Origin of the sequence: Sulfurospirillum sp. 1612 (genome assembly GCF_036556685.1) — a bacterium.
Taxonomy (GTDB): Bacteria; Campylobacterota; Campylobacteria; order Campylobacterales; family Sulfurospirillaceae; genus JAADIZ01.
In genome coordinates this window covers 2,128,329-2,144,559 of record NZ_CP140614.1, presented here as the reverse complement: position 1 = coordinate 2,144,559, position 16,231 = coordinate 2,128,329, and the positions used below count along the sequence as shown (strand labels likewise).

Below are 16,231 nucleotides of genomic sequence, written 5' to 3'. Positions count from 1 at the left end.
AAAATTATAATAGTAGGGGGGATCTTCTAATTAACATCGAACTCAATTTTTTGTCAGGTTTTTAAGTGTATTATTTTGGAGTAGTTATATTTTTGATATTGACTATATAATTACTCCACCAATTCATTAAAATTTTTAATTCTTCAAAGTAGTTAGATTTATCTGTATAGGCCTTTTCTGTGGCATTTGCAGTTACATGATCTAGTGCTCTTTCTTTTACTTCAAGGGAACATCCATGTTCTCTCTGGAAAGTATTTGCCAAACTTCTAAAGGTTCCTCTAAAGCTATGAAGTCTTTGCTTTCTGTCTCTTTTGGCGTCGTTGAATCCCATCCTTTGTAAAGCTCGATTAGGTGTTTCTGGATTTATATGCAAACTTGTATTATGGTCACTTACAAAAATATACTGTTTATCTTCGCAAAAAAGCTCTTGCTCTCTAAGAATATTTGTTGCCTCTTGGCTTAAGGGAAGAGTGAAATCTGGTAGATTATGATCACTAACTTTCATTAACTCTCTTGGAATTGTAAGAGAGCTTTTTTCAAAATCTATGTACTCCCACTTTAGACTTACTAAGTTTGAGGCTCTTAGAGGAACATGTAACACGAATTTTAATGCATTTTTAGTACTATAAAACCCATTGTAATTATATAGAGCATCGATAAGTTCTCCAAGAACATTAAAATCAGTAATTTTTGCATAATGAGTCTTTTTAACTTTGGGTAGAACTACATCTCTATCTATGTTCCCTACGATATTGAATTTGCAGTATCCTTTCATAGTAGCATAACGCCACATTTTATCTAAATAAGTATAGAGTCTATGCGCAACAACTGGCGCTTGGATAGCTTTCATCTCTAATATTTTTACAATCTCTGGATGTTCAATTGATGATATATGCCTGTCTTTGAAGAAGGGAAGCACATCAGCTTGAAATAATCTAACTTTTCTCTCAAATGTAGTGGTTGCTAAACTTTCTTTTTGCTTTTTAATCCATTCGTAAAATACATCTTCTAGCTTGCCATTTTCTTCATAATTGGATTCAATTTTCAATGTTTTAAAGTAATCTATAGGATCAATTCCTTTAAATATTAACGCTTTATACTCATCCCTCTTATCCCTGGCATCTTTTAGTGATACAGTTGGGAACGTGCTAAAAGATGTTTTTCGTCTTTTATTTTTTGTTGGACTTTGATAATAGAATTCCCAGCTTTTAGTCCCATCTGGTTTAACTAACAACTGTAAACCTTTTCCATCTGATAATGTGTAAGCTTTTTCTGCTGGTTGTGCACTTTGTATTTGCTTAATATTTAAAGGAGTTGAAATCTTTGGCATAATGTAACATCCTCGCGTAGTATGTAATTATGTAATACATTTTGTAACATAAAAAATTGGACTTTGTTGGAGTATTCTAGAGTATATTAGATTATAAATAGCTTTAATATCCTGATTTTATGGGGTTATTAGACTTTATTAGACTTGTTTAGATTAGATATTGGCGAGAGGGTGTAGGAATCGAACCTACCTCCAGATAGTCAACTACCCAGACATCGGGTTTGAAGCCCGTACTGCCCACCAGGGTCAGATACCCCCCTCATATTTCGAATTTTAGCAGAATTTTTGTAAAGAAAAGCTTACCTCTCTTTTATAGATTTTATTTTTCCATCATATCCAGCTTTTTTGATAGCTCCTAAGAGCTCTTTTTCTGAGGCAATGGTATCATCAAAGATGACAGTTGCTTGTCGTGTGTTGAGCAAGACTTTGGCTTTTTGTATGCCTTTGGTGTGTTTGAGACTCTTTTTGATGGCACTCGTGCAAAGCGGACAGGTCATGCCTGAAATATCGATGATGGCGACTTTGCTAGCAGCAAATGAGAGTGAGACGAGGGTAAGGAGGATGAGGATTGATTTCATGATTTACTCCAATATATAATTGACCCAATAGGGATAGGTGATGAGGATTGCCACAAAAAACGTACCGATACCAAGATAAAGTTTGTAATGCTTGCACAGCATTGTGGCACAGATCCGTCTCTCTTTTGTTCTTTTTAAATAATCATACCAAAGATAGATGATGATGAGAACAGAAAAGAGCGAAAAGTACAGATGATAGGGTGCAAAAATTTGTAAAAAAGACAAGGACCCCATACTCACGCCAAAAATCAAAAACAAAAGTGGTGCGAGACAACACGTGCTTGCTAAGAGCGCTGAGATCAGTGAGCCGATAAAAAGGGCATAAAAAGAGCGGTCTTTTTTGGTTTCATCGAGCGCTCCTTTGTAGCCTTTGACTAATCTCAATACCGTCATCTCTTTGGTTTTTGATGTAACGTGACAAAAGATACCTTGTTTTTTTGCAAATCTTTTGACATTTTCTATAGAAGAGTAAGAGTTTAGTTCCACATCGAGCAGGTCATCATCGGCGAGCTTTTCATAGGCTTCTTTGACTTGGATGACCGGCATCGGGCAGGCTAAATTCTTACAATCTATAGCGTGGTTCATTTGATTTCTTGCGATGTTATCTTATATGCAAATGTTTTTGGTGAGTAGTAGTTGAGTGTGTCACCATCGGCTTCTGCATAAGGATATCCCAGCATATTGAGTGGGAACTGTGTTGGTTTTGGACTGAGTATGAAATCTCTCGCATGATTGAATCCGACCCAGTTCATCTCCCAAGAGTGAAGGTATCTTGAGGTGAGTTCTTTGACTTTTTTGTCATCGTATTTTAGTTTTTCGACAAGTTCAAGCTTGGTGATGTCTGCAGGATCACTTGGTATCCATCCCGCCCCTGGGATGTAGTATTCGGCACGACAATGTTGCCATGATGAGATAGTGGCAAAGCCTTTATCATCAGATTTTCCGAGTGCTTTTGAATATTCTGATTTGCCAAGACGGATGCCGAAAACCTCACGTGCCGGGATGCCAGAAGCACGAAGTAGGGCGACAAAAAGGGAGCTGATATCGGTACATTTACCGCCAAAATAGCCACTTTTTACCATCTTGCCAGCATCGCCGACACCACAACCGAGAACTTTTGGGTCTCTAAAAGTGGTATAAGTCACCCAGTCATAAATCGCTTTGACTTTATCAAATCGGTCGGTTTTGTTTTTTGTTAGTTTATCTGCTAATTCTTTGAGTTTACCGGTTGTTGGGATGTGTTCGGTTGGCTCTAGGTACATTTTGACGCCATCAGGAATGGGAAGATTTTCGCTACTTGCTTTTTTGATAAATTTCAAACCGACTTTTCGGTACGTCGTTTCGATTTCCATCTCTATGTGTAGGGTTTTTTTGGTTTCGCCTTTGTCCCAGCTTGCATAGAGTACTTTTGCATCGTATGGATTTTCTTCATTGATGTTATAGTCGTTGTAATCGCCGCTGAATTTTAGAAATTTCACCTTTTGGTAGTCGCTGTCATAAGGAATCGGATTCCAGAGTTTTGCCGCGAAATTTTTTTCATCATATTTGATGTCAAAATCATAGATGACTTTAAATCTTCTGCTGTTTTCATTGGCTAGAAGTTGATTTGGCAGTATGGAAACTGCACCCAATGTTAATGCCGATGTCTTTAGAAATTCTCTTCTTTTCATTAAAAGTTCCTTGGAGGATATTTTACATGATTGTAGAGACAAGGAGCGTGAGGACCTATCAAAAGTGTCACATTAATGTCGGCTCAAGCCTTGAGCATCATGCAATTCTTTTGTAATATTATCCTAAAATTATAAATTAGACCTGAATAAGATTTGATTATAAAAATCAAATCTTATTTAAGTGCTTTATTTTCCTTTAGTATCTCGAGAAAATCGTTGGTTTTCCAGGCTCCGGGGTATGCGTTGAGAAGCTTGCCATCAGGTGAAATCATGAAGAAACTTGGTGTAATTTTTTGGTAATGTTTTAGCAAAAGCGGTGGCAATTTTATGTGTTCTATATCGACTTGTTCAAATATAAAATCCTTTTTGATTGCCTCTTTGACACGCTGCTTTGAAAAGACATCTTTTTCCATTCGTTTACAAAAATGACACGTTTGGGACATCGCTTCGACGAGAAGAATCTTGTTTTGACGCTTTGCTTCATCGATTAGTGTGGGCAAATCGAGTGTACCTGAGAAGTTTTTTCTAGGCTTTGGATGTGCTAAGAGTCGCATCTTGCGATAATCATAAATATAGTCAACAATATTAGCGATTTCTTTCTCACTGACTTCTCCCTTCATACTCTCTTTTTTGTCATAATATTTGATAAAATCGGGCTCACAAATACTGTTGTTGATATTGGGATGATAGAGATAATCTTGCAAGTAAGACTCCATTTCCATCTTTTGCATAGCCGGATCACTGCTATCCCCGATATGTGTGGGACTGTCTTTCATCGCATACGCAATCATATTGACGGTGGGAGCGGTGAGGTGAAGCATCGAGTTGTGATCTTTATAGAAGTTTTTCTTTAAAATTTTTGCTGAGATATAACCTCCATGGCATGATGCACATTTTTTGGCAAATATGGCCTTTCCTGTTTTATAATCTGCATTCAAATGGCTTGCCAATAAAACCGCAAAGACCAATACAAATATATTTCTCATGATGGTGTTCCTACTAATATGGTGATACATCAATCCAACCATCGGCGACACGCTCAATTGCTTCGGCAATACCGATTTGTACATAATCTACACCGCTGATAAACTCATCTTTATGCCATCCCATCGTGTCCATTGTATTTTTACATACGACAAACCGAATCGTATCGTATACCATCAAAGATTTGATGCGTTTTAATATCTCTTTATCGTAATCTTTTCGCACGGCTCTAATGCCATTGGCATAGAAGATGATTTCGATATGCAATGCTTCTTCTGGATATCCTTTGAGGACATTGTTGACAGCATTGAGTATGTGGTTGACTTTTTCGGTGTTGCTGTTGTTGACCCGAATAAGCCAATGCCTTGGATTGTCGAAAGATGGTGCATTTTCTGCAAAATCAATTTTTGCAAATGCAAACGTCGCGATAAGTACAATAAGTAGCAATTTTTTTATCATGGTTCCCTCCCTTTATTGCCATTCTAATTGATCAAAATAATTTCGTGCATTTCTCATATATAATTCGTGGTAATGAGGTATCTTTTTAAATGCATCTGTGTGGATGTTTTTGTCAAGATCCGCAGGATCGATATCTTTTTCATAGGCTGCTTTGACCTGTTGACGTAACATCAGCAAATAATCAAGTGTCATTTTATAAGAGTGCGCATCGTATTCACGCCCATGTCCCCCAAGGACAAATTTCGCTTTTTTGTCTTTAATGAAATTAAGAGCCTTAATCCATCCCTCCATCGAGCTATCACTAGCATAGTTGACAAATCTCCCGTTGAATACGGTATTTCCTGCAAAGATAAAACTATCTTTTGGACTATATACAATCATATCAGCAGGAGATTGTGTCGCCTTAGATGGTTTGTAAACAAATAGCGATTTTTTGTCGCCTTTGATGGTGTATTCTTTATCTACAAGAATGTCAGGATTCACAACTTTTGTATTTTCTATCAAATCTTTTGGAAAGTGTTTCAAAATTCTATCATAAACACTTTTGTGCGTTTTGATAAGAGCCGGTACATTGCTCGCCGCGATGATTTTCACGCCCTTTTCTTTGAAGTAAGAAGCCCCCAATAATCTATCATCATGATAGCTTGTAATGACGACGTATTTGATTTTCTTATTTGTAGATTTTTCGATGTATTGATTGAGCTCTTTTGCGAAATTATAAGTGGCTCCAGCATCTAGAAGCACCAAAAAATTTCCCATGTTGACATAGCAGACATTAGAGACAAAGCCCTTGTTTGATTGTAGAGGCGGGTTATAATCTCCAATGACACAACTGATGTCTTTGTCTATTGTGATTGGTTTGAAAGCAAAAAAATTTGCAAATAAAAAAATTGGTAATACCAAGATAAAGGTGATTTTTTTCATCGTTTTCCTATGTGTATGTGAAGGTCTTAGCAAGAATAAATCTTGCTAAGATAGTTGTACTATTTACCGTACAAGGCCAATTCAATCCCTGGATTGTTTTTGACACCGATGATATCGGGAGTCTCTAACTTCAAGTTTTTGATATGCTTATGGTCTTCGAGATATTTTGTCACAGTCTCCCAAACTGGCTCACCTGTTGAAGCGCTTCCAACAGTAGACCAACCGGCAAGTTTATAACTTTTGTCCGCTTCGATTTTATGTCCTGAGCTTAGTTGAAGATTGGTAATTCTATGTCCAATGGTTTTGATAGGATCAATCGTATAAGAAAGACCACCGGTTCGTACCATATCCCCACCTTGTTGTAAGAATGGATCTTTATTAAAGAGGTTATCTGCTACATCTTCTAAGATGGCATGCAAATCTTTCCCTTTTACTTCTCTGACATATGTTTCAGGATAGGTCATAGAGGTGTGATTCATCAAATCATCAAAGGTAATGGCTTCACCTGGTAAGACGGAAGTTCCCCATCTAAAGCCCGGAGACATAGAGATATCTGCACCTTTAACTTCCCGAAGAGCGTCACAAATGATTTGATCAAATGTTCCGTTAAAGTTTCCTCTTCTATAAAGAAGCTCATCGGTTGTTGCTAGTGGTTTTGTGAGTTTATCCAAAAATGGTGCTCTGACATCTTCGATGTATTTTTTCATCTTAGGGTCTTCAGGAATCAAGTCAGAGAACACTGGCAATAGTGTAAATCTAAAGTCATGTACTTTTTTGCTCTTGATATCGATATCAAGTACACCGATAAACTTACCGTTAGAACCAGAATTAATGACGTGTGTGACGCCTGATCTATTTTTAACCGGTACCGCTTCAGGCACGGCATCATGAGTATGACCACCTAAAATAAAGTCGATACCACTAACGACTTCTGCCATTTTCTTATCGACATCAAATCCGTTATGAGAAATGACGATAACCGCATCCGGTTTTTCTTTAGTGCGAACACTATCGACAAGTTGTTGCATTTCATCCGGTTTGATACCAAATGACCAATCTGGTATAAATCTTTGTGGATTTGCAATCGTTGTATATGGGAATGCTTGTCCGATAACGGCAATTCTATTGTCTCCCATTTGTTTCATGACATACGGTTGAAAAGCTCTACCGCTGTCTTCATCATACGCTTCGACACCGTTCATCAATGATTCTTCTTTGACGAAGACATTTTGTGCAACGAAGTCTGCTTTGAGTGCTTTGATATTTTCTAAAATCTCTTTTTCTTTATAAGTAAATTCCCAGTGTCCTGTACAAACATCAACACCAAGAAGGTTGATAGCCTCAACCATATCTTTACCACGAGTATAAAGAGATGTTGCACTTCCTTGCCATGTATCACCACCATCTAAGAATAGTGTTTTATCTGCACCAAAACTATTTTTGAGATGATCGGTCAATGTTTTGATATGCGCAAAGCCACCAATTCTGTGGAATCTTTTTGCATTGTCTACGTAATTGACACAGGTCATCGCAAATGCGGCTCTAGTGTCGGGTTTGATACCATAATGTTTCAAGAAATGGCTCCCCACGATGTGAGGAGGCTTTCCGAAATTTGAGTCAAATCCAAGATTAACACTTGGTTCTCTAAAGTGTACCGGCAATAGTTGAGCATGACAATCTGTCATATGCATAAATCTAGCATTTCCAAAATTTTTGATCTTATAGTAGTCTTCAAGACTATTGTAATCTCGAATTTTTTCATGTGATTTAGCAAACAATTGGGAAGAACCCAAAAGTGACATCATGTATAAAAATTCTCTTCTATTTAATGAACTCATCGTTGTCCTTTGTTATTGTGGTACTGTTTGTCGCCAAGTTTTTTCATATTCTCTTGACTCAGCCATGGCAGTTTCTGCCTGATAAATCGCTTCTTTTGCTAGTGCGATTGCTTTTTTCTCATCTGATTTTTTAAGCATCGCTTCTGCTTTAACGATCAAACTTTTTGTCTCTTTCCAAGCGACATCTTCATTATGCGCTTGGGTATATTTCATTTTTGCTGTTTTGATCAGTTCTTGAGCGCTAGCCCCTTGATTACTTGAGTTCATTTGTGCACAACCTGAAAATAAAAATGCAGCTGCTGCGACTGATAAAATTAATTTTTTCATTTTAGCTCCTTTATTTTCTTGTGTCAGGGCCGTTTAATTTCAGACCGTTTGACATATAGGTTAAGAAATACTCAAGATCTTTAAGTATTTTTGATTGCAACTTAGGTTTTTCAGAACCAGTATCTCTAACACAACCAGAAAGTCTTCTTTGAAGTGTTCCAAGTCCACCCCATTTGATTCTATAAACTGGCATGTGAGTGACTTGACCGAGTGTTGGACTGAGCGCTTCTGCTCTAATTCTTTGGCCTGAACCCAAAACGTGACATTCTTGACAGCTAAGAGCTAGATATCCTCTTTGTTTGTAAAATTCTTTTTTACCTGCTTCATATGCTTTTTCAGCTGCAGCATTTGGAATTTTTACATCGATGACTTTACCTCTTGATTCGTAAGCGATGTATGCAATAATTTTTGCGATATCACCTTTACCGTATTTGAGAGGTTTTTCACCATTTTTTACACGACATTCATTGATTGCTTGACCAATAGTAATGACTTCATTTCTTTTTGTGTCAAAGTAAGGATAATTTTGTTTAATAGCCGGACTTGGAAAACAACTTGAGTATGTTTTACCATTTGCAAACGGCTTGTTATACAATTCTTTTCCTTCATCCAACGGTATGTCGTATGGAGGGAATGCATTGATCTCTTCTAATTGTTCTTTAGTCGGTCGATACCAAGCCGCCGTACCATCTTTGAAATCTTCCAATTTTACAGGATAGATGTAATTTTTTTTGATTTCAGCGTCACTGACATACGGAAAGTATTCAGCTTTGTTTTTCAACGGATTTTCAAACTTTTTTAAAAAGAATTTTTGCATCGCAAGTCTATCTTTTTCTGCTTGAGTGTTAAACGTACCCGCATACAAGAGGCTACCCAATGTAACGACTGCTATAGATGTCTTTATCAATTTATCTAACATGTTGTCTCCTTGTAATTCATAACTTGGTGTAGCTATTTTAGTTTAATATCTGCTTTTTCTGATGCTCCTGTGTTATCAACCCATTGAACAGTAATCACATCACCTTTTTTTGCTCCTTTGTAAGCAAATTTGATGTATGGATTTTTTGAAACTGCTGATGTTGGATACATATCATAGACCAATCTTGAACCCGCTTTTGCTGTAAGGTGTGTGATGAATTTCGGTGGCTTTTTACCTCCGGCAATTGATCCTGGACTCATTGGATGTTTTACAAGTAATTTTACTGTTGCTATATCATTTTTTGCTTTTGCTATTGCTTTTATTCCCATATTGTTTTCCTTTTATTTATTTTAATGTTTTTTGTGTGTGCAATAAAATGGCATCAACCGCCACAACCACCCACAGTAACTTTGACTTGTTTTGTCATAGAAAATAGTTTACCGTTTGCATCTTCAACCACCAAGATCACTTTACCTGTTTTTCTCATTTTGATTCTTGTTGAGAATTCAGGAAGTGTGCCCTCTGGAATTTCCCAAGCGACGGCTAAAGGTCTAGGATTTCCATCAATGATTACTGACATTGTTTTCACATTTGGAATCGTAGTAGAGACAGTAACAGGAACAGCAGCGCCGTTTTCAGCAATATCAGGAACTTTTAGGTTCACTTTGTCATTTTGTGTTGTTGTTGATGTTCCATATAAATCTTTTAAGGCACTCTCTGTTGTTGTATCATCAAATGCTTTTGGATTTGTTTTTAGTAAATCTGCCTTAGAGACGGTTTGTATTGCAGCCACTGCTACAGCTGAGATCCCAAGACCTATAAATTTTCTTCTTTCCATATTTTCTCCTTATTTTGTTTTAGTTGTAGCTTGTAAATAGGCTACGAGAGCATTAACTTGCTCTTTTGATATTTTGTGATTTCTGCCCATTGGAGGCATAATTGTTACTGGGTTTGTTTTGTTCGGATCCCAAATTTTCTCAAACAAATATTCTTTTGGATATTTATCCAAGTTTGCCAATTTTGGTCCTAAGTTTCCGGTTTGAGGGATATTATTATCACCTTGAACGGAATGGCAAGCCAGACAATTTCCTAATTTTTTTGTTACAAAAACTTTTCGCCCTTCTTTTATCATTGCACTCTGATCCGCTGCAAATACTGCAGTTGAAAATAGAGATGAAACGATTGCAACTGCTGCGATTTTCTTAATCAAATCCATGTTGTCTCCCTTTTTGAATTTATTTACTTTTTTCTAGCATATATCTGACCGCATCTTTTACGCTGTCATCACTAAGCGATGCATCTCCTCCTTTTGGTGGCATGGCATTCAATCCATTAATTGCATTGGCAAATATGGTTTTTACGCCTTGCTTTGAAATTTTTGCCCAAGCCGCTTTGTCTCCAAAGATTGGGGCACCGGCAATACCTGAACCATGGCAACCCGCACAAGTATTTTCATAAACACTTTTCCCGATTTGTGCCGCTGTTTTTTTGACTTTTGGAGGGAAATAGTATCTTCCATCACCAAAGCCTGGATCGACTTGTGTCGCATCGGTTTTGATGTGCATTACTGTCATCATAGATGGTTTGATACAATCTTTCATACAACGTGTATTGTGAGTATCTGGCTTTCTAAGATTATTGTATTCAAATCCTTTTTCATTAGGTAAATGTACTGCTTTGATGAACTTTCTATCAATGACAGTGTCGTCTTCAATATCTTTACCGTTTACTTGGATTTCATTAAGTTGTAAAATATATCCAATGATTCCATATACTTCACTATTAGTCAATGATTTAGGAGCTGATAGTGGCATCGCTGTTTGGATATACCAATAAATTGGTGCAATATATGGCAAGTAGCTACCGATTGTTTTCAATGGACCTGGATCACCACCGGTTTTTGGATGGAGTGTTAAGGTACCGATTCCACCTGCTAAGACAGGGAATCTATCAACACCTTCACCAAAGTCACCATGACATGAGGCACATTTGTTTTGAAATACTTGCGCACCCTCAGCCACAGTCATAGACCCATCAGGGAGTCCTTTTCCATCTGGTCGAACATCAGTATTCCAAGCTTTTAGTGTCGCTGCTGAAGCTTTTTTGCCCAGCGCAAAATTTTTGCCGCTAAATTGTGATTTGTAAACTTCTTTTACATTAATAACGGGATTCAAGATAATCGCACCATCAATACCGATTTTTTGACCTTTTTTATTTGTCGTAATATCAGGATATGGATAGTGATTTGGATCAGCTGGCGTATAACTTAATTTTGCTGCATATACAGATGATGTCACTAATAATGCAGAACTTGCCAATAAGATCATTTTAAGAGTAGATTTGTACATCGTTTACCTCCCCGTTACTTTTTACTTCCCAGGTTTGGATAGCATTTCTATGATATACAGCCTCTTTCCCTCGTGCTGCGATTAATTGTCCCGCAGTTGGTTGGGTATATCCCGTATCATCGGTTGTTCTACTTTGTAGCATCATCGGTTTTCCGTCCCATTCTACTTCTGCTTCAAATCTCGTGACCGCTTTCGGTAAGACAAGAGAGGTGAATCTTGCTGGTTTCCAGTTAATACCACCATCAGTAGAAATGTCAACATGTGTGATGGTTCCTTTTCCTGACCATGCAATACCTTGAACCATAATCATACCTTTTTTGACGCCTTTCAAGTCACGTTCAGGGCAAGGGTATGTGATGACTGAATTGGCTTCCATAGACCAGTTATACATCAATGCATGACCATCAGCTTCGAGCATAGTGTATTTAGTACTCTCTTCTCGAACCATCCAAGATTTTGTATCAAATTTCAATCGTTTGAGCCATTTGATTTGAAGTACCCCTTCCCAACCTGGGAGGAATAATCTGACGGGATAGCCTTGTTCTGGTCTGAGTGCTTCACCGTTCATGGCGTAAACAAGCATCGCATCATCGAGTACTTTTTCTATTGGAATACTTCTACCAACACCAGCAGGATCTGATCCCTCAGGGAACATCCATTTTGCTTCAGGTTTCAATCCAATATCATCAAGTATGACTTTCAAAGGAACCCCGGTCCATTCAGAACAAGCGAGCATTCCGTGTGTTGCTTGAAGTGAGTTGATTCCTGGTCCTCTCCATTCCATACCATTGTTAGCGGCACATTCAAATGAATGAATCACACTAATACTTGGATATCTTTTGATGTCTTCTAGAGTAAGAACAACTTCTCTATCTACAAGACCGTGAATCAAAAGTCTCCATTCCAATGGATTGATATCGACAACACCACCATGACATCGTGTAAAATGTAGACCATTTGGTACGATGATACCTTTTAAATCCTGCCAAGGAGTAAAGCTGACTGATGCTTTTTTATCGGCTGTAAGCCATGGCACCATTCTTCTGACGACATTTTTCTCATATTTTGATGGAACGCCGTAAGGGTTTGCATTTACATCTCTACCCCATTTAAGACCCCATTGAGGGTTGTTTGGTGGTAGATTTTTAGGATCTACGTGATCTTGCGCATACAATTTTGAAGCGCCTACACCACCTAAAGCAGCTGCTGCTGTCACAGAAAAGAAAAACCCTCTTTTTAAAAAGTTTCTTCTGCTCTCTTTAGGAATCTCTTCTAAATCTCTAGCAACTTCTTGTACTAATTCTGTCGTAGAGGAAGAAGAATTTTTGTTTTGTTTGATTTCCTTCAATTCTAACTCCTTTAAAATATCCAATACTACTAAAAAAGTTAAAGTAGCATTGAAATCAACACAATTTTGTCATTATTTAACTTAAGCAAACATTATAGTGTGAAATATTTTTTTTTGAAATAGTTTATATTATTCGTCACTCAAATTGCTTGTTTTTAGGAGTATCCCTCAGAAATAGGATATTTTCACTACTATTTTATAGTGTTAAGTATTTTTATTTATTCTTTAAAACGTTACGAAAAGTAGCAAAATTTTTTCTTTTTTTCTTTTTATAATAGGACTATATCGATAATATAAATAAGTGAAATTTATGACTTGGTAATTTTTTGTTGACCAAAATATGGCCTGAAAGTGCCTAAAAGAGATTAGGTTGGAGGGTTGTTATAAAAAAATATTTAAAAATAAAATAAACTTTAACTTATATTTTCCCTTTATATGCTAAGGAAAATTTTATTTTTGATAAATAAAAAATAAATGCTTAGATTGGTGACATTAATAATAATAAAAGAGGATAATTTTTACACCAATGTAGAGATTTTGTGATTTATGATATTTGCAAAATATGTGCCATATTGTCTCATGAAACCTCGATAATATAGGCATTTTATTTCTTCAAAAGAAAAATATTTCTGAGTCATCAACAAATATTATCATGATGTAAAAATAGACGATAAAATGATGCTAATTGGTGATTAAAGTCTTTCTTTTTTTCGTCAATTTATCCCCCTTATGAGAGCTTTTTTGAGCAAAATGAGTGCTTTTTCTTAATTTTTTATTAAAGTTCTTCTCTTGCTGATTTTGTATATCATGATAGTGTTTTTAGAGGATAAAGGAGTGTTTTTAAGAGCTTCTGATGAGAGAAATGGAGCCTGATGTAAAGGAAGCAAAAAAGAGGCACAGAAGAGGGATACGCGAGTGCTTCTGTGCCAGATAGTGTTTCTGCTCCTAACCCTCATACTCTGATAAATCAATACCCGATTTACCAGGAGCTAAGATATTGTTAGGGTCAAGCGCTTTTTTGAGTTTATGAAAGACATCTTTGATGACCGGTCCATACGTGTTTCCTACTTCTGTCATGGCACCACTGTGCGTACGGTAAACTCCATAACCAAGCTTTGCAAACTCTTGCACGAGTTCAATATAACACTCTTTGGCTCGCTGCATCTCTTCAGGGTCATTTCTATTATAAAGCAAATCGACGATGTGGTGCATGTCTCTCCACCCGACTATAAATTCACCGACATAATCAAAACCATATTTGTGCATAATCTTGGTCGCTAATTCTTGTTGTATGAGTGTGTGTTTTCCCTCAGCCGGAGCAACCGGTGCAAACCACATACTACCGCCACCGCCTTTCCAATTGTAAAGACTAAACTCTTGGAGTGTCGGGTCTCCTCTCATAAGTTTGGCGCGATATTTGAAGATGGGATCTTCTCCTAGTTCTTCTTCGGTATAGAATTTCGCTTTTTTATTATTAGCAAATACAGATTGAACGATTTTCCAATTGTGTTCAATAGAAGCAGGGTCACCATACAGTGCGGCATACACATTCCATGCGCCCATGTTTTTATCTTTTTGAAGTTTTTTCAACTCTTTTGCCGTGATGTATCCGGGGCCTTGGTGGTAGTCGCTTCTATTGGCGACTGAAGCCGCTTCATAACTGGTGTTGGCAATCGTAAAGGCATTTGGAATGATATTGGCGATTCGTAGCGGTCTTAGCGTATCAACAATTTCGACAATATCCGAGTCATTTGGAAAGGAGATACAAAAGGGTTTAAATGCCGGTGGTTCTGGCATCAACCAAAATCCCATCTTGGTACAAATTCCATAATTTGATTGAGTGAAAATCCCATCTAGTGTTGGTCCAAACCCCCATTTAAATACTTGCCATGAGTTAGAATTTTCGATGCCACCCATACCGGTACGTAGGACTTGACCATCAGCTAGAACGATTTCCATACCGCATTGAAACATAAAATGTTCTCCATAAGGAGTATAACCAACACCCCGGTCCATAGTATTACCCACCGGTCCGACGATGGCACTAGGTGCGGGACAACTTAACCATAAACCCAGTTTGTGCTCTTTGATATAATCGTGTAGCATTTGGTAGGTGACACCGGGTTCTACTAGGGCATAGCCTAACTCTTTATTGACTTCGATGATTTTATTCATGCGACGTAAGTCCATCAGTGCCGTACCGGCTTTAGCTGGCATGGCGCTACCATAACCAAAGTTTTTGCCCGTAGAAAAGGTCCAAATCGGTATTAAGTATTGGTTGCAAACTTTCAAAATGGCTTGAATTTCTTCCACACTATGCGGTACGAGCACGGCACTTGGCATATGATTTTTTTTCTTGATGGGGACCAAGACTTTAGTATAAGGTGTTAGCTCTTCTGAACTGATAAAAACATTTTCATCACCTAAAATTTTCTTAAACGCTTCGATTGCTTTTGTAAAAGTCTCTTCTGTGACTCCTTTTGGGAGGGATAAGTATTTAGACATACTGTTTTTCCTTACTAATAGTTGCTAGAAATGAGATAAGATTGGTATGACCTTGTTCATCTCGTGAAAGGGTGAGCTCGTCAATATGATTGAAAGTTGAGCACGAAGTAGGGGCACTAGTACCACTGAGGATATGACCGCTTAAAAAAGCCCATTGATTGCTTTGGTCTAACGTTCTTTTTGCATTTGAAATAACGTTCGTTGCCGTGTGCGCTGTTGTAATATGGTGTCGGGTACCGCTATGACTCACTTGGTGAAAGATTTCTGCTTTGAGATTGATACCATGACTTTGAAAGTAGGCTAAGGTAAGTTGATAATCCGCTTCACTCAAAAGCCCCGTGATGGATGTCATAGTTCCACGTTTTAAGTGGGTTATCATGAGCGATGTAAAGGTGTGATAATCATGAAGAATATCGATGTATTTCACCTGGATGTTTGTCGTATTTGCCTGTTTCATACCCTCTAAAAATGCTGATGCATAAGGAGTATGATTGAGAAGAACCAATGCTTTTTGCTGTTGGTTTTGTGTTGCATGCAAATGAGAACCAAGTGCGATAATAGCCGGTGTCACCAATGCTCCTTTGAGCACAGATCTGCGTTTTGTATCGACCGTTTTCATTTGATTTTTCCTGTGGCCAAACCGTGGGCTAAGTCTCGCAACGTGGCATCATCAATTTCCGTTTTTCGAAATGCTGGCATTGCATTGAGCCCATGTCGTACAACTTGTATGATGTTGTTGGTACGAAATGCGACGGCATCATCAGGAAATTTGATTTTGACACTATCGGGACCGACTCCGATATTGTGACAATAAGCACATACTTGGGTGTAAGCTTGTTGCCCATCTTTCCAATATCTCTCACTCGCTACAGATGGAGAAACGCCTAAAAATATTAGACTGGCCATCGCTAGGAGTCTCATAGATTTATATTGTTTTTGCATAAAATCTCCTTTTAAGATTAGCGGTTTGCAAACCGTTAAAAAATTATAAGGAGAATTAA

The 16,231-nt window shown here is 37.6% G+C and carries 18 protein-coding genes and 1 tRNA gene; all 19 read right to left on the bottom strand.

Going from position 1 to position 16,231, the window contains the following annotated elements:
• Window positions 1-70: 70 nt before the first annotated feature.
• The gene (locus SFB89_RS10855) at window positions 71-1,330 is read right to left on the bottom strand and encodes a tyrosine-type recombinase/integrase (RefSeq protein WP_331774709.1); all 1,260 of its coding nucleotides are present in this window, start codon (window positions 1,328-1,330) and stop codon (window positions 71-73) included.
• Window positions 1,331-1,491: 161 nt separating this feature from the next.
• Window positions 1,492-1,589, bottom strand: a tRNA-Sec gene (locus tag SFB89_RS10850).
• Between the two features lie 40 nt (window positions 1,590-1,629).
• Complete coding sequence (locus tag SFB89_RS10845) at window positions 1,630-1,908, bottom strand: heavy-metal-associated domain-containing protein (RefSeq protein WP_331774708.1); 279 nt, start codon at window positions 1,906-1,908, stop codon at window positions 1,630-1,632.
• Between the two features lie 3 nt (window positions 1,909-1,911).
• Window positions 1,912-2,493, bottom strand: a complete 582-nt coding sequence (locus tag SFB89_RS10840; RefSeq protein ID WP_331774707.1) for a mercuric transporter MerT family protein — start codon at window positions 2,491-2,493, stop codon at window positions 1,912-1,914.
• Window positions 2,490-3,578 carry a transglutaminase-like domain-containing protein gene (locus tag SFB89_RS10835; RefSeq protein WP_331774706.1) on the bottom strand — a complete coding sequence of 363 codons (1,089 nt, stop codon included), beginning with the start codon at window positions 3,576-3,578 and terminating at the stop codon, window positions 2,490-2,492. Before SFB89_RS10835 ends, SFB89_RS10840 begins: the two co-directional genes overlap by 4 nt.
• Before the next feature lie 173 nt (window positions 3,579-3,751).
• Window positions 3,752-4,564 (bottom strand): thioredoxin fold domain-containing protein, encoded by an 813-nt coding sequence (locus SFB89_RS10830; RefSeq protein ID WP_331774705.1) that lies wholly within the window; start codon window positions 4,562-4,564, stop codon window positions 3,752-3,754.
• Between the two features lie 13 nt (window positions 4,565-4,577).
• Window positions 4,578-5,021, bottom strand: a complete 444-nt coding sequence (locus SFB89_RS10825; protein WP_331774704.1) for a DsrE family protein — start codon at window positions 5,019-5,021, stop codon at window positions 4,578-4,580.
• Between the two features lie 12 nt (window positions 5,022-5,033).
• Window positions 5,034-5,945: an MBL fold metallo-hydrolase gene (locus tag SFB89_RS10820; RefSeq protein WP_331774703.1), complete on the bottom strand. Its 912-nt coding sequence runs from the start codon at window positions 5,943-5,945 to the stop codon at window positions 5,034-5,036.
• A gap of 59 nt (window positions 5,946-6,004) precedes the next feature.
• On the bottom strand, window positions 6,005-7,783 hold the full coding sequence (gene soxB / locus SFB89_RS10815) for a thiosulfohydrolase SoxB (RefSeq protein WP_331774702.1): 1,779 nt from the start codon (window positions 7,781-7,783) through the stop codon (window positions 6,005-6,007).
• A 12-nt stretch (window positions 7,784-7,795) separates the two neighbouring features.
• On the bottom strand, window positions 7,796-8,110 hold the full coding sequence (locus tag SFB89_RS10810; protein WP_331774701.1) for a hypothetical protein: 315 nt from the start codon (window positions 8,108-8,110) through the stop codon (window positions 7,796-7,798).
• A 10-nt stretch (window positions 8,111-8,120) separates the two neighbouring features.
• Window positions 8,121-9,029: a sulfur oxidation c-type cytochrome SoxA gene (gene soxA / locus SFB89_RS10805; protein WP_331774700.1), complete on the bottom strand. Its 909-nt coding sequence runs from the start codon at window positions 9,027-9,029 to the stop codon at window positions 8,121-8,123.
• 32 nt (window positions 9,030-9,061) lie between these two features.
• Window positions 9,062-9,358, bottom strand: coding sequence for a thiosulfate oxidation carrier complex protein SoxZ (gene soxZ / locus SFB89_RS10800; RefSeq protein WP_331774699.1), 297 nt, complete (start codon window positions 9,356-9,358; stop codon window positions 9,062-9,064).
• Between the two features lie 53 nt (window positions 9,359-9,411).
• Window positions 9,412-9,867, bottom strand: a complete 456-nt coding sequence (gene soxY, locus SFB89_RS10795; protein WP_331774698.1) for a thiosulfate oxidation carrier protein SoxY — start codon at window positions 9,865-9,867, stop codon at window positions 9,412-9,414.
• A gap of 9 nt (window positions 9,868-9,876) precedes the next feature.
• Window positions 9,877-10,245, bottom strand: a complete 369-nt coding sequence (gene soxX, locus SFB89_RS10790; RefSeq protein ID WP_331774697.1) for a sulfur oxidation c-type cytochrome SoxX — start codon at window positions 10,243-10,245, stop codon at window positions 9,877-9,879.
• 19 nt (window positions 10,246-10,264) lie between these two features.
• Window positions 10,265-11,377 (bottom strand): c-type cytochrome, encoded by a 1,113-nt coding sequence (locus tag SFB89_RS10785; protein WP_331774696.1) that lies wholly within the window; start codon window positions 11,375-11,377, stop codon window positions 10,265-10,267.
• Window positions 11,358-12,725 carry a sulfite dehydrogenase gene (soxC, locus tag SFB89_RS10780; protein ID WP_331774695.1) on the bottom strand — a complete coding sequence of 456 codons (1,368 nt, stop codon included), beginning with the start codon at window positions 12,723-12,725 and terminating at the stop codon, window positions 11,358-11,360. Before soxC ends, SFB89_RS10785 begins: the two co-directional genes overlap by 20 nt.
• Window positions 12,726-13,670: 945 nt before the next feature.
• A complete protein-coding gene (locus SFB89_RS10775) occupies window positions 13,671-15,230 on the bottom strand; it encodes an FAD-binding oxidoreductase (protein ID WP_331774694.1) in 1,560 nt (519 codons plus the stop codon).
• Window positions 15,223-15,849: a hypothetical protein gene (locus SFB89_RS10770; protein WP_331774693.1), complete on the bottom strand. Its 627-nt coding sequence runs from the start codon at window positions 15,847-15,849 to the stop codon at window positions 15,223-15,225. The genes SFB89_RS10775 and SFB89_RS10770 overlap by 8 nt, the downstream gene beginning before the upstream one ends.
• Entirely contained in the window at window positions 15,846-16,172 is a 327-nt protein-coding gene (locus SFB89_RS10765; protein ID WP_331774692.1) for a c-type cytochrome, read from the bottom strand. The genes SFB89_RS10770 and SFB89_RS10765 overlap by 4 nt, the downstream gene beginning before the upstream one ends.
• Window positions 16,173-16,231 lie beyond the last annotated feature (59 nt).